Origin of the sequence: Leeia sp. (genome assembly GCF_041909055.1) — a bacterium.
Lineage (GTDB): Bacteria > Pseudomonadota > Gammaproteobacteria > Burkholderiales > Leeiaceae > Leeia > Leeia aquatica.
On the sequence record NZ_JAYREC010000008.1, the window covers coordinates 21,708 to 39,963 of the forward strand.

19 protein-coding genes are annotated in these 18,256 nt (G+C 62.1%); 2 read left to right on the forward strand and 17 right to left on the reverse strand.

Annotated elements, in window-relative coordinates:
• The 15 genes from ACE3O2_RS17185 to ACE3O2_RS17255 form a co-directional block, all read right to left on the reverse strand.
• Complete coding sequence (locus ACE3O2_RS17185; protein WP_374339618.1) at window positions 1–1,026, reverse strand: glycosyltransferase family 9 protein; 1,026 nt, start codon at window positions 1,024–1,026, stop codon at window positions 1–3.
• A complete protein-coding gene (gene msbA, locus ACE3O2_RS17190) occupies window positions 1,017–2,867 on the reverse strand; it encodes a lipid A export permease/ATP-binding protein MsbA (RefSeq protein WP_374339620.1) in 1,851 nt (616 codons plus the stop codon). Before msbA ends, ACE3O2_RS17185 begins: the two co-directional genes overlap by 10 nt.
• 70 nt (window positions 2,868–2,937) lie before the next feature.
• Window positions 2,938–4,071 carry a glycosyltransferase family 4 protein gene (locus ACE3O2_RS17195; protein ID WP_374339622.1) on the reverse strand — a complete coding sequence of 378 codons (1,134 nt, stop codon included), beginning with the start codon at window positions 4,069–4,071 and terminating at the stop codon, window positions 2,938–2,940.
• Complete coding sequence (gene rfaQ / locus ACE3O2_RS17200; protein ID WP_374339624.1) at window positions 4,068–5,189, reverse strand: putative lipopolysaccharide heptosyltransferase III; 1,122 nt, start codon at window positions 5,187–5,189, stop codon at window positions 4,068–4,070. The genes ACE3O2_RS17195 and rfaQ overlap by 4 nt, the downstream gene beginning before the upstream one ends.
• Window positions 5,182–6,912, reverse strand: coding sequence for a phosphoenolpyruvate--protein phosphotransferase (gene ptsP / locus ACE3O2_RS17205; protein WP_374339626.1), 1,731 nt, complete (start codon window positions 6,910–6,912; stop codon window positions 5,182–5,184). The genes rfaQ and ptsP overlap by 8 nt, the downstream gene beginning before the upstream one ends.
• Window positions 6,913–6,990: 78 nt before the next feature.
• On the reverse strand, window positions 6,991–7,260 hold the full coding sequence (locus tag ACE3O2_RS17210) for an HPr family phosphocarrier protein (protein ID WP_374339628.1): 270 nt from the start codon (window positions 7,258–7,260) through the stop codon (window positions 6,991–6,993).
• On the reverse strand, window positions 7,253–7,678 hold the full coding sequence (locus ACE3O2_RS17215; protein ID WP_168878130.1) for a PTS sugar transporter subunit IIA: 426 nt from the start codon (window positions 7,676–7,678) through the stop codon (window positions 7,253–7,255). The genes ACE3O2_RS17210 and ACE3O2_RS17215 overlap by 8 nt, the downstream gene beginning before the upstream one ends.
• A gap of 111 nt (window positions 7,679–7,789) precedes the next feature.
• The gene (gshB, locus tag ACE3O2_RS17220; protein ID WP_374339630.1) at window positions 7,790–8,746 is read right to left on the reverse strand and encodes a glutathione synthase; all 957 of its coding nucleotides are present in this window, start codon (window positions 8,744–8,746) and stop codon (window positions 7,790–7,792) included.
• 25 nt (window positions 8,747–8,771) lie between these two features.
• Window positions 8,772–10,058 carry a glutamate--cysteine ligase gene (gshA, locus tag ACE3O2_RS17225; protein ID WP_374339632.1) on the reverse strand — a complete coding sequence of 429 codons (1,287 nt, stop codon included), beginning with the start codon at window positions 10,056–10,058 and terminating at the stop codon, window positions 8,772–8,774.
• 131 nt (window positions 10,059–10,189) lie between these two features.
• The gene (locus ACE3O2_RS17230; protein ID WP_374339634.1) at window positions 10,190–11,041 is read right to left on the reverse strand and encodes a GNAT family N-acetyltransferase; all 852 of its coding nucleotides are present in this window, start codon (window positions 11,039–11,041) and stop codon (window positions 10,190–10,192) included.
• A gap of 79 nt (window positions 11,042–11,120) precedes the next feature.
• Complete coding sequence (locus ACE3O2_RS17235; protein WP_374339636.1) at window positions 11,121–12,011, reverse strand: phosphoribosylaminoimidazolesuccinocarboxamide synthase; 891 nt, start codon at window positions 12,009–12,011, stop codon at window positions 11,121–11,123.
• Window positions 12,012–12,036: 25 nt separating this feature from the next.
• Window positions 12,037–12,741, reverse strand: a complete 705-nt coding sequence (locus ACE3O2_RS17240; RefSeq protein WP_374339638.1) for a DNA alkylation repair protein — start codon at window positions 12,739–12,741, stop codon at window positions 12,037–12,039.
• Window positions 12,738–13,913 (reverse strand): 5-(carboxyamino)imidazole ribonucleotide synthase, encoded by a 1,176-nt coding sequence (locus tag ACE3O2_RS17245; protein WP_374339640.1) that lies wholly within the window; start codon window positions 13,911–13,913, stop codon window positions 12,738–12,740. Before ACE3O2_RS17245 ends, ACE3O2_RS17240 begins: the two co-directional genes overlap by 4 nt.
• Window positions 13,910–14,413, reverse strand: coding sequence for a 5-(carboxyamino)imidazole ribonucleotide mutase (gene purE / locus ACE3O2_RS17250; protein WP_374339642.1), 504 nt, complete (start codon window positions 14,411–14,413; stop codon window positions 13,910–13,912). Before purE ends, ACE3O2_RS17245 begins: the two co-directional genes overlap by 4 nt.
• Before the next feature lie 113 nt (window positions 14,414–14,526).
• Window positions 14,527–15,138 (reverse strand): glutathione S-transferase N-terminal domain-containing protein, encoded by a 612-nt coding sequence (locus ACE3O2_RS17255; protein WP_374339644.1) that lies wholly within the window; start codon window positions 15,136–15,138, stop codon window positions 14,527–14,529.
• Between the two features lie 195 nt (window positions 15,139–15,333).
• Between ACE3O2_RS17255 and ACE3O2_RS17260 the strand changes: the two genes are divergently transcribed.
• Together ACE3O2_RS17260 and lysA are read left to right on the forward strand one after the other, a co-directional pair.
• Window positions 15,334–15,453, forward strand: a complete 120-nt coding sequence (locus ACE3O2_RS17260) for a lipoprotein (RefSeq protein ID WP_205882114.1) — start codon at window positions 15,334–15,336, stop codon at window positions 15,451–15,453.
• A gap of 30 nt (window positions 15,454–15,483) precedes the next feature.
• On the forward strand, window positions 15,484–16,740 hold the full coding sequence (gene lysA / locus ACE3O2_RS17265; protein ID WP_374339715.1) for a diaminopimelate decarboxylase: 1,257 nt from the start codon (window positions 15,484–15,486) through the stop codon (window positions 16,738–16,740).
• A gap of 31 nt (window positions 16,741–16,771) precedes the next feature.
• Here lysA and rfaE2 read toward each other — a convergent pair whose 3' ends face one another.
• Window positions 16,772–17,260 carry a D-glycero-beta-D-manno-heptose 1-phosphate adenylyltransferase gene (gene rfaE2 / locus ACE3O2_RS17270; RefSeq protein ID WP_168878139.1) on the reverse strand — a complete coding sequence of 163 codons (489 nt, stop codon included), beginning with the start codon at window positions 17,258–17,260 and terminating at the stop codon, window positions 16,772–16,774.
• 52 nt (window positions 17,261–17,312) lie between these two features.
• Window positions 17,313–18,140, reverse strand: a complete 828-nt coding sequence (locus ACE3O2_RS17275) for a ferritin-like domain-containing protein (protein ID WP_168878140.1) — start codon at window positions 18,138–18,140, stop codon at window positions 17,313–17,315.
• Window positions 18,141–18,256: the final 116 nt, after the last annotated feature.

Below are 18,256 nucleotides of genomic sequence, written 5' to 3' on the forward strand. Positions count from 1 at the left end.
TTACTCCTGATCCGTGTGCATGGGGTGATCGACCGGCAGACGCCGGGCCAGGCATTCAATCGCCGTGAGGACACGGGCCGCGCCCAGCTCAGCCATTGGAGAGTCTCGCCGCGCGATCAGCGCCGGATGCTCGACCACTTCCAGCATGGGGTGCTGCAACGGCGCCAGCCATTCCCCACGGTGATAGCAATGGTACAAGCCCACCATGGGGATGCCCAAGGCGCCGGCCAGATGGGTCGGGCCGGTATCGACCCCGACATACAGGTCCAGCTGGCTCAGCAACGCTGCAGACTTTCGTAATGAGAAGCGCCCGGCAGCGCTGATGATTTTCCCGGGAAACTCCCTCGCCAGCTGCGCTGCCCGTTCGCGCGACAGGCGATCCCCCAGGGCCACAAAACGCAAATCGGGCCACCGGGTCAACAGACCGCTGACCAGCTCGACAAAGCGCTCCAGCGGCCAATCACGGTAGCCCTTGGTCGGGAAACTGGCCATCTGCAAACCCACCAGGGGTGCGCCCTCACACTGAGGGGCCAGCCAGCGTTGTACCGCGTGGATTTCCGACTCGCGCGGCGCATACGCCAGCTGCTCTTCGCGCGACTCAATGCCTAGCGCAGCAGGCAGCAACAAGCGCTCCCGCACCGCATGCATCGGTGTCTCCGGGCGGGGTACAGCGTAATCCAGCCAGCGGTTACCCATCGCATTCTGCTGGCTGAAGCCGACCGTGTACGCAGCGCGCTGCCGGGCCAGTTTCAGCAAGGCCGGATCATTGCCGTAAACCACCGCAACATCGTAGCGTGCCTTGAGACCCCATTGCCGCCACCAGGCCTGCCTGGGGGTCATCCCGCGCAGTTCATCAATGAAGGGCAGGTTCTGCAGCAGGCACTGCCGGTCCGGGTGCGCCAATACCGTCACCTGCCCGGCGGGTACCGCCCGGCGCAGCGCCCGGATGGCCGGTGTACACAACAGCGTATCGCCGATTCGGGCCACATTGATGACCAGCACCTGCATGCCCGGCTTCAGCTGCATGCATCCCCCGCTGTCTCGGGAGCATCCTTGAACTGGATTTGCCATAACCGGTAGTACTGCGCTTTACGGGCCAGTAGCTCGGCATGGGTGCCTTGCTCAATGATGCGGCCCTCCTGCATCACCACAATCCGGTCTGCCCGCTCGATCGTCGACAGGCGGTGGGCAATCACCAAGGTGGTACGTCCTTGCATCAACCGGTCCAGCGCCCCTTGCACCTGACGCTCCGATTCGGTATCCAGCGCCGAGGTCGCCTCATCCAGAATCAGGATCGGGGCATTTTTGTACAAGGCACGGGCAATCGCCAGTCGCTGCTTCTGCCCGCCGGACAGGCGGGTTCCCCGCTCACCGATCACGGTTTGCATGCCCTGGGGCAATTGCTGGATGAACTCCAGTGCATAGGCGGCTTCCGCTGCCGCCATCAATGCCGCCGAATCAGCCTGTCCGGTATCGCCATAGGCAATATTGGCCGCTACGCTGTCATTGAACAGCGACACATCCTGTGACACCAGTGCGACCTGCTGGCGCAGCTCGGCAAGCGGCAGTTCGGACAGGGCCACGCCATCCAGCAGCACCTGCCCGGCACGCGGATTGTAAAACCGGGCCAGCAACTGCGCCATGGTGGTTTTGCCACTGCCCGAGGCTCCGACCAGGGCGACGGTCTGCCCAGGTTGAATATGCAGGTCTACCGCTTGCAGCACATCGCGCTCGCCCGTCGGATACTGGAACGAGACCTGTTCGAAACGCACGTCACCGCGCGTCGTCGTCAACGGGCGTTTGCCGTGATCGACCTCCGCCGCTTCGTCCATCAGACCAAAGACGCTTTCTGCCGCGGCTAGTCCTTTTTGCAGCGATTCATTCACTTTGGTCAGCCGCTGCACCGGCTGTGACAGCATCAGCATGGCGGTGATGAAAGACATGAAGTCGCCGGCCGTCATCCCGCCAGCACGCGCCCGGGTGCTGGCGTAGTAAATGACCCCGGCGAGTGCAACCGCAATCAGCATCTGCACCAGGGCGGAATTGACCGAGCTGGCCACAGCCTGCTTGATGCCCAACCGACGGACCTGGTTGGCACGGACAGAAAAACGCCCTTGCTCATACGCCTGCCCGCCAAACACCTTGACCACTTTCTGGTTCTGCAACGCCTCTTCCAGGCATTCGGTCATCGCGCCTTGAGCATGCTGCTGCTCACGGTTCAGATTGCGCAGGCGCTGTCCGGCCACCCGGATGCTGATGGCCGCCACCGGCACAATCAGCAAGGCCATCAGGGTCAATACCCAGTCAATGCTCAGCATCACCCACAGGAAGCCCAGCACCATGGCCGTGTCCTTGAACACCACGGTCAGCACGTTGACCCCCGCATTGGTCACACTGCTGACGTCGTAGGCGACACGGGACAGGATGCGCGCCGTCGGGTTCTGATCATAGAAACTGACGGGCAGCTGCAAGACCCGGGCAAACATGGCCATGCGTAAATCCATGACCAGTCGGCTGGAAAGCCAGGTTGCTGCATATTCACTGAGAAAGCCCAACACGCCCCGGATCAGGAACAGCAACACGAACAGGATGGGCACCAAAGCCAGACTGGTTGACGCCATGCCTTGGCCCCAGTCTGGTAAATGGGATGACAGGCGCTGCAATACCGGAGGCAAGGTTTGCTGCGCGTGCGCGCCGAAGTTGATGTTGATCAGCGGGCCCAGCAGCCAGGAAAAAGCAGGTTCGGTCAGGGCGGCCAGTTGCCCGGCGAGCGCAGCCAGAACGGCCACCCACCAATAGGGGCGAATATGGCGCAGGATGCGCAGATAGAGCTGCCAACTCTGCATCATCGTTGCAGGACGGGCCATGCCCATACCTCAAGTAGAAGTCAACCGACTATTCTAGTGCAATTCAGTGGCCGTCACCATAGCACACCCTTCATGCCACATTGGGCTGCAACAACTGCCGGTATAGCGCCACCATCTGTGTTGCCATGAAGTCCGGGGTCAGATGCGCAACCGTTTGCTGGGCATGTGCGCCCATGCGTTGACTCAGGGCGGCATCCAGCAAGGTGTGCATGTGTTTGTGCAGGGTTTCCACATCCAGCGCGTCACAGACATAACCATTGTCGCCGTTTCGGATCAGCTCGGCAGCGCCACAGTTCGGGCTGGTCAACAAGGGCAGGCCACAGGCCATCGCCTCCAGTGCCGCATTGGGAAAAGCATCATACAGCGTCGGCAGGACAAACACGTCTGCCGCGCCATAATAGGCAGCCACTTCGGTCTGCCCACCCGCAAACACCACACGGTCGGCAATGCCCAAACGCCGTGCCAGCCGTTGATATTGCCGTTGCTGCTTGTCCTTGCCGACCACCAGTACCCATGCTGATTCTGGCAACCCCACCAAGGCCTGCAGCAGCGGCGCGACACCCTTGCGCTGAAAGCCAGACCCCAAAAACAAGTAAACGGTCGCGGCTTCCGGAATCCCCCACTGCTGGCGGATCGCAGCACGCTGCTGGCGCACACCTGGGTGGAAACGAGCCGGATCCACCCCGGAATAAATCACATGCAGTTTGTCCAAGGGCAGCTGAAAATGCTCGATCAGCTCCTGCTGCACCATCTTCGAATTACAGATCACGGCCCGCAAGCGGGGGTGATGAAACATGCGCTGCTCTGCCCGGCACACATAGTGATGGTAAGGGTTCAGTCGCCCCAGCCAGCGCAGCAGCAGGCTTTCACGCCGTGCTTTCTGTCTCAGCCAGACGCGATGCACGCCATCCCCGGCCCGGTAGACCTCACAGCCCGCAATCCGCTCATGCGACTGCACCAGATCAAATCGGTGCCGCCCCAGCCAGCGGCTGACGGCACGCGCAAAACTCCAGTCGCGCCAGGTTCGCCCCAGATAAAACGGGTTGAGCCTTTTCACCTGGGTGCCTTCGCTGGCTTGATCCCAGTTACGGCTAAGCAAGGTCACTTCCAGCCCCTGCTGAGATAGTGCACTGAGCGCACGTGATACAAAGCGCTCCGCCCCACCGAATGGCGAGTATTTCTGCCGGATCAAGGCAATTTTCATGCTGTTTCCGCCAGCAGGGACTGCACGGCTTGATGCACCTGCTCAACTGACAGTGTGGTGAGGCATTCACTGCGTTTGCCGCCGCCGCAGCCGTCGTGACCACAGGGGCGGCAGGCGTGGCTGGATACCAGCACGCGAGCGGGCACTTGCCACGGGGCCCATTCGATATCGCCACTGGGGCCAAACAGGGCCACAGTGGGGGTGGCCATGGCGGCGGCCATGTGCATGGGCGCTGAATCCACGCCGATGAACAGGCGTGCCTCAGCGGTCAGAGCTGCCAGCTCGCGCAGACTGAGCTGGCCCGTCAGGTCATGTACCGGGCGCGACAGCCGTTGCTGGATGGCCGCGTTCAACGCCCGCTCGGCATCATTGGGGGCGCCGGTCAGCACCACCGGCCAGCCCTCACCGGTCAGTCGGTCGATCAGTGCCGCCATTTGCTCCACGCTCCAGCATTTGAACAGCCAGCGCGAGGGCGGATGAATGTGCAGGAAGCCTTTGGGGCTTAGGCCCAGCCCGTGCAGGACTTCACCAACACGAGCGGTGGCTGCGGTGCCAGGTTGCAGCACCAGCTTGCGCTCCTGCTCATCGGGATACAAGCCCAGCCGCCGCAGGGCGTCCAGGTGGTATTCGACGGTATGGCGGCTGTTGCCCTTACGTGCCGTGGTGAACAGATGGGTAAACGCCTTCTTCCAGCCACGCTTGCCGGTACGTTGTGCCACGCTGTAACGCACACCCAGCCAGCGCGCCAGCCAGGTGCCACGTCGACCGTCCGTCAGATGGATCAGCAGGTCATACTGGCGGCCGCGCAGGGTGCGCCACAATTGCCACTCTTGCCGCAGCCATCGCAGCAACCCTTGCCGCTTGCCCTGCCGCTCGATCAGGTGCAACTGTGAAAGTGCTGGATGATCCTGCAGCATGGGTGCCGTATCGGCATAGACCAGTGCGTCGATTTCCAGCTGTGGGAAGTGGTTCTTCAGGACTTGCGGTACCGGGCTGGCCAGCAGCACGTCTCCATGGTGGCGCAGCTTGACGAGCAGCACACGCCGAAGGGTGGAAAAATCCACCGCATCCGCCGGGGCGACCCGGAAAGGGGTCGCCACCGTATGTAGTTCAGGCATTCAGTTGTTCCAGCAAGGGCGTCACCTGCTCTTCATCCGTGCAGGCCAGGATGGCATCGGTCTGCGCGGTCAGCTCAGCCAATGAGGACTGCCGCACCACCTGCTTCACCGCCAGCAGGCTGGCCGGGTGCATGGAAAAGCGCCGCAATCCAAACCCCAGCAGCAGGCGGGTAAAGCGCGGGTCGCCCGCCATCTCGCCACAGACCGACACCGGCTTGCCCATGGCATTGGCGGTACGGATGGTATGGGACAGCAGCTGCAGCACCGCAGGGTGGGCCGGATTATACAGATGCGCCACCGAATCGTCGCCCCGGTCCACCCCCAGGGTGTACTGCACCAGATCATTGGTGCCCACCGAAACAAAATCCAGCAAGCCGAGGAAACCGGCCACATTCAGCGCCGCCGCCGGAATCTCCACCATCCCCCCCAGCTTGACCTGCTCGTCAAAGGCAATGCCTTCATCGCGCAGCGATTGCTTGGCCAGCGTCACATGCTGCAGGCACTGCCGCACCTGGGCCACGCTGGAGAGCAAGGGAAACATGATCTGGATGCAGCCAAAGGCCGAAGCCCGCAACAGTGCGCGCAGCTGGGTCTGGAACAAATGCGGCTGCGCCAGTGACAAACGCACCCCGCACAGGCCCATGGCCGGGTTCAGTCCGCCACTACGCTCAAACCATTTGGGCAACTTGTCGGTGCCGATGTCCAGCGTGCGGATGGTCACCGGCTGCCCGTTCAGGGCCACGGCTACCTCTCTGTAGGCTTCGAACTGTTCATCCTCTGTGGGCAATTCTTCGCTGGCGAGAAACAGGAACTCACTGCGGAACAAGCCTACCGAGCGGGCACCGATGTCCTGCATGTCCGGCACATCCTGTGGCAATTCGATATTGCCCTGCAACTCGATCGGCACACCGCAGGCGGTAATGGCCTCGGCAGATTTGGTACCGGCCAGCTGTTTCTGCTGTCGCTGCCATTGCTGCAGCAGCTTTTGATAATGCACCAGCTCATCGGCATCCGGCTCGATGATGACGGTCCCGGTACTGCCATCCACCACCACCAGCTCGCCTTCCTTCATCAGCTCGCGGGCGTTATGCATGGCGACCACAGCGGGGATGCCCAGGCTGCGCGCCAGAATGGCAGTATGTGAGGTAGCACCACCGGCATCGGTCACAAAAGCAGCGAACTCGATATCCTTGTACTGCACCATGTCGGCTGGACTGAGGTCATGCGCCACCAGAATGGTGTCACGATCGGTCGCCAGCTGGCCGTGAGCGTGCGATACCGGGTGCCCTGCCAGCACCTTCAGCACGCGATCCGCCACCTGGATGACATCCGCGCGCCGCTCGCGCAGGTAGTCCTCTTCGATTTCGTCAAACTGAGCCAGCAAGATTTCCAGCTGCTGCATCAACGCCCATTCGGCGTTGCAGTGTTGCTCTTCGATCAGCTGCCTGGGGTCACGCGACAAGGCCGCGTCGTTGAGGATCATGATGTGCAGGCTGAGAAAGGAACCCAGCTCTGCCGGTGCATTATCCGGTATCGAGCCCCACAGCATTTCCAGCTGCTTGCGGGTTTCGCGAATGGCAGCGTCAAAGCGGGTCAGCTCAGCCGGAATGTCCTCTTCCGGCAGCACCAGATGCACCACATCGACCGTGGTCTCCGAGACCAGGTGCACATGGCCAATCGCAATACCGCCAGCGCAACCAATCCCGCGCAAGGTGATGCTCATTGCCCTCTCCCCCTATGTCGCTGACCCTGACAATCCGGCCAGCCACCCTGTCGTACCCGTGCGCCGGGCACCTCCTGTCTATTCGGCCTCGCCAAAGCGGTCGCCCACCAGCGCCACCAGCGCAACCAGCGCCTGTTCTTCGTCCTCACCCGAGGCTTCGATACCCACCCGGCTCCCCTTGGCCGCCGCCAGCATCATCACGCCCATGATGGATTTGGCGTTCACCCGCTTGCCGTTGCGCGACAACCAGATCTCGCTCTTGAAACCGGTGGCCAGCTGCGTCAGCTTGCTGCTGGCGCGAGCATGCAGCCCCAGTTTGTTGATGATTTCCACTTCCTGCTCACGCATGTGCTGCCTCGTCCTTACAGTCTGCGGTTTCCGGTGCAGCTTCCACCACCACAATGCCATCGCGCCCACCACTCACCGCCTTGGCGACCACCTCGGTCAGGCTCAGCTTGCGATAGGTGAGGGCACGTATCAGCATGGGCAGGCTGACCCCGGATACCAGCGCCACCCTTGCCCCAGGCAAACGGGTGGCGATATTACAGGGCGTGGCCCCATAGATGTCGGACAGCACCAGCACGCCATCTTCGCTGGCCAGTGCCGCAATCTGCTGGGCCGCTTGCTCGCGCATGATTTCGGGATCGGCGCTTCGGTCTACCGAGAGCACGGAAAAGCGTTCAAGCGGTCCACCCATCACATGCTCGGCACATTCCTGCAGGCTTTTGCCCAAGCTGCCGTGGGTAATCAGTAAAAATGCCACCATGATGTCTGTCCGTTGCTGCGACTGCAGACAACGGCCTCCAGTTCCCCTATATCAGCAAGATAACGCGGATCGGCACGGAAAGCCAGTCAGCGCGGTCATGCGGCACCCATCTCAGTGACCGCAGGCCTGCTCCAGTGCATCCAGGAACAGCTCGGCCGGCTGGCAATCGGTCTGCGCCGCAATCTCCACCATGCAGGTGGGGCTGGTCACGTTGACCTCGGTGAGGTAGTCGCCGATCACATCGAGCCCGACCAGCAGCAGGCCATCGGCACGCAGTTGCGGCCCGACCGCCTCGGCAATCTGCCGGTCACGCGCGGTCAGGGCTTGCGCCACCCCGCGCCCGCCTGCAGCGAGGTTGCCACGGGTTTCGCCAGCCATGGGAATACGCGCCAGCGCGTAGGGCAGGGGCTCGCCATTGATCAGCAGGATGCGCTTGTCACCATGGACGATCTCGGGAATGTAGCGCTGGGCCATCACCGTTTCTTGATCGTGGCGGGTGATGGTTTCCAGAATCACGGACAGATTCGGGTCCTGCAGGCTGACACGGAAAATACTGGAACCGCCCATGCCGTCCAGTGGCTTGAGGATCACGTCGCCATGCTCGCGTACAAACTCGCGCAGCCGGGCAGATTCTCGGCTGACGCAGGTGGGCGTGGTCCAGTCGGCAAAGCGCAGGATCGCCAGCTTTTCGTTGTAGTCCCGCAGTGCGCGGGGGTGGTTGAACACCCGCGCACCACTGCGAACGGCCGTCTCCAGCAGGTGGGTGGCGTACAGGTATTCGGCGTCGAATGGCGGGTCCTTGCGCTGGATCACCGCATCAAACGCGTGCAGCGGCCAGCACTCACGCGCACCGGCATCGTACCAGTGGGCATCGTCATCGTGCACCTGCAGCACATGACCTTCTGCCCACACCGTTACCTGCCCGCCTTCGCTGTGGGCACGCAGGCTTTCCGGTAGCAGGGCGATGCAGGTGTGGCCACGGCGGCGCGCGGCACGCATCATCGCCACGCTGGAATCCTTCCACGGTTTCAGTTTGGCCAGCGGGTCCAGAATCAGGGCAATGCGCATGCTGCGTCCTCCATTACGGTCAGGCTTATTCGCCGTGTTCCTCAGCCATGGTTTCCAGCTCGCGGGCGGCTGCCAGCAAAGCCAGTCGCGCCACGACGCCGTAGGAGTAGAAGCGGTTGGGCGGGCAATCCGGCGCTTCGTCGCACTCCGGTGCATTGCATGGCTTCTCGAACGCCAGCGGCACAAAGTGCATGCCCGGTGCGTTCAGATTCTCGTCGGCCCCCCGGCCGGTATGCACCCGATAGAAGCCGCCGATCACAAAGTGGTCCAGCATATAGACCACCGGCTCGGCTACCGCTTCGTTCACGGTCTCAAAGGTATGCACACCTTCCTGCACGATGACATCGTGCACTTCCATGCCTTCCTTGATCACCGACATCTTGTTGCGCTGCTTGCGGTTGAGGCCCACCACTTCCGACGGGTCTTTCACCGTCATCACCCCCATACCGTAGGTGCCGGCATCCGCCTTGACCACCACATAGGGTTGCTGCTCGATGCCATATTCCTGGTATTTGGAACGAATCCGCGCCAGCAGGTCTGACACCTTGTCCGCCAGTGCCTCTTCACCGGCACGCTCCTGGAAATCCACGCCGCCAACATGGCTGAAGTAGGGGTTGATCAGCCAGGGATCAATGCTGATCAGCTGGGCAAACTCGTCGGCCACGCCATCGTAGGCGGCAAAGTGGCCGGTCTTGCGACGGGTAGCCCAACCGGCATAGGTCGGCGGCAACAGGGCCTGCTCAATCCCTTGCAGTACATTGGGCACACCGCCCGACAGGTCGTTATTGAGCAGCACCGTACACGGGTTGAAGTCGTCCCCCAAATGCAGGCGATTGCCCCGACGCTGAACCGGCTCCAGCAACAGGTTCTGCCCGTCTGGCAGCTCCAGTTGCATCGGCGCTTCCAGCTCCGGCAGCAGGCTGCCGATACGCACATTCAGCCCGGCTTGCCGCAGGATGCTGTGCAGGGCGGCCACATTCTGCAGGTAGAAGCTGTTGCGGGTATGGTTTTCCGGAATCAGCAGCACGCCGCGTGCTTCCGGGCAGATTTTCTCTACCGCCACCGTAGCCGCCTGTACGGCCAGCGGGCGGAAGGTCTGGTTCAGGTTGTTGAAACCGCCCGGAAACAGGTTGGTATCCACCGGTGCCAACTTAAAGCCGGCATTGCGCAAATCCACCGAGGCGTAGAACGGCGCATCGTGCTTCAACCATTGGCTGCGAAACCAGTGCTCGATTTTCGGTTGCGCACGCAAAATGCGTGATTCCAGCTCTTTCAGCGGCCCGGTCAGGGCGGTGGTAAGATGAGGTACCATGGGTGTTCCCGTTAGCAGTAAGCCCGTCAGACGCGGATTAGCGTCTGGCCTGGAGGGGGTTGAAAGCCGGTCAGGCGAGTTTCAACATACAGTATAGCGCCCCCAGAGGGTGGGGGCAGTGGCCGTGGAATTCAAGCGTCTGGCGCGGGATAGACGCATTCAGTGGTGCGCTTGCTGCCGTGCCTGCGCCGCACCGGGTCGTCAAAGGTCAGCAGCGGGACAAACCCGGCCTGTCGCATCATGCCCGCTGAGGCCGCATTCTCTTCGTGACGCTCGATGTACAGCGGCCCTTGGCCTGCCGCCAGCAAGCGGTCTCGCACGGCTCGCAGCAATGCGCCGCCCAGCCCCTTGCCTGCGTGCGCAGGCAGCACCAGCGCTTCGCCGATATAGGCACTGTGTGGCTCACGAGCCCGCCGCTCGGCATCAGGATGACGGGACAACCAGGTCACGAACCCGGCAACCTCGCCCTCAGGTGTACAGGCCAGCAAGGCTTCCGCCTGCCCGGCGGCCAGCTCGGCAAAGTGCTGGCGTACGCCTTCGTCCGGCAGATAATTCCATGGATTGGGGCCATATTGCCGCAGCAGGGTTTCCAGCTGTGGCGCTTCATGAGGCTGCGCCGGGCGGAGGGTGTAGTCCAGGTGCTGGCCCACGGCTTCACCACCCCGAGGCCCCCAGAAAATCACCCAGGTCTGGAAATCGTCGCTGAATTGCTCAAATCGGTGCAGCATTCCGGCAGGCACGAACAGCACATCGCCCGCCTGGAAAGCGATACGCTCCTGGTCGCGTAAAAAGGTGCCGTGACCGGATGCCACCACGTACAGCTCATCCTGCAGATGCGGCTGCTGCGGGTCATGGCCTTGGGGGGCGTACAGCTCGACCGACATGCTGCCGTGGCGAAATGCCTCGGCGAAGCGCTGCCCGTCGGGTCCGGGCAGCCGGGCGTGCATGGCATGCAAGGTGGCTTGCAAAGGGGCAGGGGTCATGAGGCAGCTCCAGTCAGTCATCCTGCCTCACGCTACCATGCCCCTCCCGTGCTGCACAGGGCCAATCGGGACAGTACGGTCAGACCGCTGCCGCCGTCAGGCGCTGCAAAGCCTCGCGATACTTGTCCGCCGTCCGCGCGGCCACTTCGGCAGGCACGGCCGGGGCGGGAGGGGTCTTGTCCCAGCCGGTCGACTCCAGCCAGTCGCGCACGTATTGCTTGTCGAAGCTCGGCGGGTTGCTGCCTGGCTGGTACTGGTCTGCAGGCCAGAAGCGGCTGGAATCCGGCGTCAGCGCCTCATCCATCAAGTGCAGCACGCCCGCTTCGTCCACGCCAAATTCAAACTTGGTATCGCCGATGATGATGCCGCGGGTGGCCGCATACTCTGCAGCCGTGCGGTACAGCCGGATGGCTGCCTCGCGCACCTGTGCTGCAAGCTCAGCCCCCAGCAGCTTTTCGCACTGCTCGAAGGAGATATTTTCGTCGTGCTCACCCACCGCAGCCTTGGTGCTGGGGGTAAAGATCGGTTGCGGCAGTTTGTCGGCTTCACGCAGGCCCGCAGGCAGGCTGATGCCACAAATGCTGCCGCCGCGCTGATATTCCTTCCAGCCCGAACCCGCGACATAGCCTCGTACGATGGCCTCGATGGGCAAGCCTTTCAGCTTTTTGGTAATCACTGCCCGGCCCTGCACCTGCGCCAGGTCTTCAGCGTCCTGAATCACGTCTTCCAGTTTCTCGCCGGTCAGGTGGTTGGGCATCACGTGCTGCAGCTTGTCAAACCAGAAGCTGGAAATGGCGGTGAGCAATTTGCCCTTGTCCGGAATGGGCTCTGCCAGAATCACATCAAAGGCAGACAGGCGATCGGTCGCCACCATCAGCAGGCGATCCCCCTCCAGTGCGTACAGGTCACGCACCTTGCCGGAGTAGATCTTCGGCAGGGAGCGCAGGTTGGATTGCAGCAAACCACTCATTCGGGGGTCCTTTGTTTAAGACAGATCAAACGGGGCTGCCATCAGCCACGGGAAGCTTCAGGCGCATTTCACGCAGGGTCAAGGCCGAGAGGCGATGCCGGTGCTGCAGCACCCAGTCGACCACCGCCTCCCGGTTGGTATAGGCATATTCCCGCAGGGCCCAAGCCATGCCCTTGCGGATAAAGAAATCCGGGTGATCCAGATTGGCTTCGCAGTAGCCAAACAGGATGTCGGCACGGGTCTGTTGCTTGAATCCCAGTTGGTGCAGCAGCGCCGTGCGGCGCAACCACAGGTTGTCATCTGTGCTCCAGGCATCCAGTGTCGGCTGTAGTTGCGGCCACCGCAGGCAAAGCGGCCCAACCACCTTGCTACTCAGCGGGTCAATGCTGTCCCACCAGCTGTGTTGCTGCAGCATGTATGACAGCACCGGCCTAGCTGCCGGTGTCAGCCGCTGGGCAAAACGGATCAGCAAGTCAATGGCAATGTAGTGATACTCTCGTTCAGCACGCTGCCACAGCTGCTCTGCCAGCGCCAGCAACTGCGGCTCCTCGGGCTGACGCCCCAGCTCAGCCCACCAAGCCTTTGCCTGCTGGCGTCGGCTTGGCGTCGCAATCCCCAGAAATGGAAACTGCTGACGCATATAGTCCGACATGGCCTTGGCACGCTCCGCGTCCGCCAACGGCGACAGCCGTTGTGACAAGCGCTGGAGCAAGGCATGCGCATCCATCATGCGCTCCGAGTCCTGCCTGCGGCTTGTAACAAGCCATCACGCAGAATGGCAACCTGCGCTGCCGCAGTAGTGGCCTGCTCGGCCAGCAGGTTGTAGTGCGCCATCTTGCGGCCAATGCGTGCTTCACGCTTGCCATACAGATGCAGGAAACCTTGTGCTTCGGCTTGCAGCGGCTGCCAATCCGGTTCCCGGCAGGCGTCGGTACCCGCACCAGGCCAGACATCGCCCAGCAGGTTGAGCATGGCCACTGGGCGCAGCAGGTCGGTGGCTGCGGGCGGCAGGCCGCACATGGCGCGCACCTGCTGCTGGAACTGGCTGCTCACGGTGGCGTCCAGGGTGTAGTGGCCGGAGTTGTGCGGGCGCGGTGCCATTTCATTGACCCGCAGCTGCCCGTCTTCCAGCACAAAGAACTCCACAGCCAGTACGCCCACATAATCCAGCGCTTCCGCCACACGGCAGGCTGCTTGCTGAGCGGCTTGCGCCAAGTCCGTGCTGACCCGTGCCGGGACCAGCGTCACATCGAGGATGCCTTGATGATGCTGGTTCTCGGCAATCGGGAACACCGCCATCTGGCCATCCGCTGCGCGGGTGACGATAGCAGAGATTTCCAGCTGCAGCGGCAGCATCTTCTCCAGCACACACGGCACCCCCAGCGGCTGCCAGGCGGCACGGGCCTCTTCAGCGGTACGCACCCGTTGCTGGCCTTTGCCATCGTAGCCCAGCCGCGCCGTTTTGAGGATGCCCGGCAGGTAGTCGCTCAGGTCACGATCCAGATCATCGGCTTGGGTGACGGGCAGAAACGGGGCCACCGGCAGGCCATGCTGCTGGAAGAAGGTCTTTTCCCGGATACGGTCCTGCGCCACTGCGACGCACTCGCCACGCGGCGACACGACGGTGTGTTGCGCCAGCCAGCGCATCGATTCGGCGTTGACATTCTCGAATTCGGTGGTGATGGCGGCGCAACTGTCGGCCAGTTGTCGCAGCGCCTCGGCATCGTCAAACGCGGCACACAGGTGCAGATTGGCAAATTCAGCGGCAGGCGCATCCGGATCCGGGTCCAGCACGGTGACGGTATAGCCCATGGTGCGTGCAGCCTGCACAAACATGCGGCCCAGCTGGCCGCCGCCCAGAATCCCCAGGCGGGCGGGCGGCAGGATCACCGGCGCACTCATGCCCCCACCTCGGGCAACTGCATGGCGAGCACAGTACGCTCCTGCTCTTCACGGAAGGCTTGCAGGCGGTCGGCCAGCGCCGGGTCGTTCCCGGCCAGCATGGCCACCGCAAACAGCCCGGCATTGGCCGCACCGGCTTCGCCAATGGCAAAGGTGGCCACCGGAATGCCTTTCGGCATCTGCACGATGGACAGCAGGGAATCTTCACCACGCAGGTACTTGCTCGGCACCGGCACACCCAATACCGGCACCGTGGTCTTGGCGGCCAGCATGCCTGGCAGATGGGCCGCGCCCCCGGCGCCGGCAATGATGGCTACCAGGCCGCGCTCACGTGCGCTGCTGGCGTATTCAAACAGCAGATCCGGCGTGCGATGGGCCGACACGACACGGGCCTCACAGGGAACACCGAAGGCCTTCAATTGCTGAACAGCGTGCTGCATGACGTCCCAGTCACTGGAACTGCCCATGACCACACCAACGAGAGGGGATGACTCACTCATGGCATTTCCGGCTGCTTTGCCGGTCCGGTTAAAAACCGGATTGTACAGAAAACGCGACAAAAACTCAGCGTTTTCTTGCCCGCCAAGTCCCTGAAAAGGCGTGTTTTTCCTGCTCAGGCGGGAACCAGCATGCCCCGCTGCACCGCGGGCCGTGCCGATAGCTGCTGGTACCAGCGCAACACATGCGGGTAATCAGCCAGTTCGATGCGCTGCCACTCATGGCGGCTGGCCCAGGGGTACAGTGCCATGTCGGCAATCGAATAGTCTCCTGCCACATGCTCATGCGTGGACAGCTGCTGGTCCAGCACCGCATACAGGCGTGCCGCTTCCTTGGTATAGCGCTCGATGGCATAGGGCACCGGCTCCGGGGCATAGCGCAGAAAGTGATGCGTCTGACCCAGCATGGGGCCAAACCCACCCATCTGGAACATCAGCCACTGCAGCACGGCATAGCGCGCCGTCCCGGCAGCGGGCAGGAACCGACCATGCTTTTCGGCCAGGTAGATCAGGATGGCGCCACTCTCAAATACGGTGACAGGCTCCGCGCCATCGTGATCCACCAGAGCCGGAATCTTGCTGTTGGGGTTGATTGCCTTGAAGGTGTCGCTGAATTGATCCCCGGCCCCGATATTGACCGGGTGCACCTGATACGCCAGCCCCAGCTCTTCGAGCAGGATGGAGACCTTGCGTCCGTTGGGCGTGCCCCATGTATAGAGATCAATCATGATGAAGTGGTCCGGGTTAAGGTCAGTTGCGGCGCATTGTAACGCCCCGTCCCGAATTGGCAAGCCTTTGAACACGATCAGAAATCCGCCACGGTACTGGTGCATTCACCATGACAGTGACTCCGTAATGCCCCGCCCCTGCCTCACGGTATGGCTGTGTTACCATGTGGGCTTTACTTTGGCCCATTACATACCATGCGCCTTCGCCTTTTGCTGCTGGCCCTCAGCTGCACTGCCCTGGTGGCTTGCGGCATCAAGGGCCCCCTTTATCTACCCCAGGACCCAGCCTCGCAAGCTGCGAGTGCCCCTCGTTGACCGACCTAGCCCCTTGAGCCCACTGTGAACCTGCCCGCCTTGCACTACCAGCAACAGACGCTGTATCTGGATGATGTTGCCCTGCCTTCCATCGCCCACCAGTTCACCACGCCCTGCTTTGTCTATAGCAAACGTACACTGCTGCAAGCGTGGCAGGCCTACCGTGATGCTTTTGCCGGGCAGGACGCGCTGATCTGTTATGCCATGAAGGCCAACAGCAACCTCAGCCTGCTCAAGCTGCTGGTGGACGCCGGTGCCGGGATGGACATTGTGTCCGGTGGCGAACTGGAGCGTGCCCTGCTGGCCGGCTGTCCGCCAGAACGCATAGTGTTTTCCGGGGTGGGCAAAACGGTCACCGAGATGCATCGCGCGCTGGAAGTGGGCATCCATTGTTTCAATGTGGAGTCCAGCGCCGAGCTGGATCGCCTGAGCGCCGTCGCCACCCGCATGGGCAAGACCGCAGCCGTCAGCCTGCGCATCAACCCGGATGTGGACGCCGGCACCCACCCCTATATCTCGACCGGCCTGAAAGGCAACAAATTCGGCATCGCCCATGCCGAGGCACTGGCCACCTACCGCAAGGCTGCCAGCCTGCCGGGCTTGCGTATGGTGGGCATCGACTGCCATATCGGCTCGCAGCTGACCGAGCTCAGCCCGTTCATCGACGCGCTGGACCGCCTGTTGTCACTGGTCGACCAGCTGGCCGCCGAAGGCATCGTGCTGCAGCACGTGGACATGGGGGGAGGCATTGGCATTTGTTACGATGCAGAAACCCCACCGCCCGTCAGCGACTACGCCCAAGCCATTGCCGAGCGGCTGGCGGGACGTGGCCTCAAGCTGGTACTGGAGCCGGGCCGCGCCATCGTGGGCAATGCCGGTGTATTGCTGACCCGGGTGGAGTTCCTCAAGCAGGGTGAAACCAAGAATTTTGCCATCGTCGATGCGGCGATGAACGACCTGATCCGCCCCGCCTTGTATGAGGGCTGGCATCAGGTGCTACCGGTCGAGCAACAGGAAGGCTTGCCGGAGCGGGTTTACGATGTGGTGGGGCCGGTCTGTGAAAGTGCGGACTTCTTGGCTCAGGATCGTACGCTGGCCATCCGGGCGGGCGACCTGCTGGCGATTGGCTCCGCCGGTGCCTATGGCATGGCGATGAGCTCCAATTACAACAGCCGGGTGCGCGCAGCCGAGATACTGGTCGATGGCGATCGGGTGCAGTTGATTCGCCAGCGCGAAACGCTGGCGCAAATGCTGGCCTGTGAACAGGCCTGTCTGCCGGAAGCTTGACCGGCTTTGGCGCAACGGAGGTTGCGCCGAGTCAGCGCTGGCGAATCCGCGCCAGCGTGGCGGTGGTGGAAGTCTGATACAGGAAGGGGATGCTGTGTACCTGGCCGCCCCATCCGCGTACTTCTGATGCGCCGACAATCTGCTCTGGCACCCAGTCACCGCCTTTGACCAGCACTTCCGGCCGCAATTGCAGGATGCGCTGCAGCGGGGTGTCTTCATCAAACCAAGTCACCAGATCCACCGCCTGCAGGGCGGCCATCACCGCCAGCCGGTTTTCCAGCGGATTGATCGGGCGATCGTCACCTTTGCCCAGCCGCTTGACCGAGGCATCGGTATTCAAGGCCACCACCAGTGCCGCGCCTAACGCACGCGCCTGTGCCAGATAGGTGGTGTGACCGCGGTGCAGGATATCAAAGCAGCCATTGGTGAACACCAGCGGACGCGCCAGACGGCTGGCGTGCGCCAGCAGTTGCTCGGGCGCAACAATCTTCTGTTCGTAGTCAGGCAGTACGTAAGACATGGTCGGTCCGGTCGCTCACAATGCCGCGCATTGTAGCACCCGGACCCGTAGCTCAGGCAGCGGCCAGTTGCTTGCGGAACAGGTTGAGTTGCTGCACCGTCTCGAAAGTCTGCCCCATCAGGTTGGACAGATTGCGCAGAATGCCACCGATGACACGGCCTTCGCATTCCTTGTCGAAGCAAATCTGCTTGTCCAGCCAGTGTTCCAGCCAGTCCGGATCCGGCAAGCGGCTCTGGATGGTGTCATTCGGGAACAGGGCTTCATTCACATGCAGATTGGTCGGGTGCAGCGGCTTGCCAGAGCGCGCGCTGGACGCCATCAATACCCCAATCTTGGTAAAGGCACGGCGCGCCTCATCACCAAAACGCTCGATGGCACGCTTCATGTACTTCAGGTAGGCCCCGCCGTGACGGGCTTCATCGCGGCTCAGCGTGTCATAGATGTGCTTGATTACCGGCTCGTCGTGCCATTCGCTGGCACGGCGGTACCACTGGGTCAGGCGTACCTCGCCACAGAAATGCAGCATCAGGGTTTCCAGACGCGGCGCCGGGTCAAACGGGAAGCGCACGGCGTGCAGCTCTTCCTCGGTCGGGCACAGCTCGGGGCGGAAACGGCGCAGATACTCCATCAGCACCAGCGAGTGCTTCTGCTCTTCATAGAACCAGATGGACATGAAGGCCGAAAAATCGCTGTCATCGGTGTTGTCGCGCAGGAACATCTCGGTCGCCGGCAGCGCCGACCACTCGGTGATGGCGTTCATCTTGATGGTGATTGCCTGGTCGTCACTCAACTGGCTGGCATCAAACTGATCCCAAGGGATGTCGTCGGCCATGTTCCAGCGGGCCTTCTCCAGGGAGGTAAACAACTCGGGGTATAACATGATGCAGATTCTCATTTAGCCAGAAGCCGACGCAGCATAGCGGAAAAATCATTTCAAATCCATGACATAGCGCGTTTTTCGCGGTGCAAGCGCTTGCTTGGTGACGCTGACAAAGC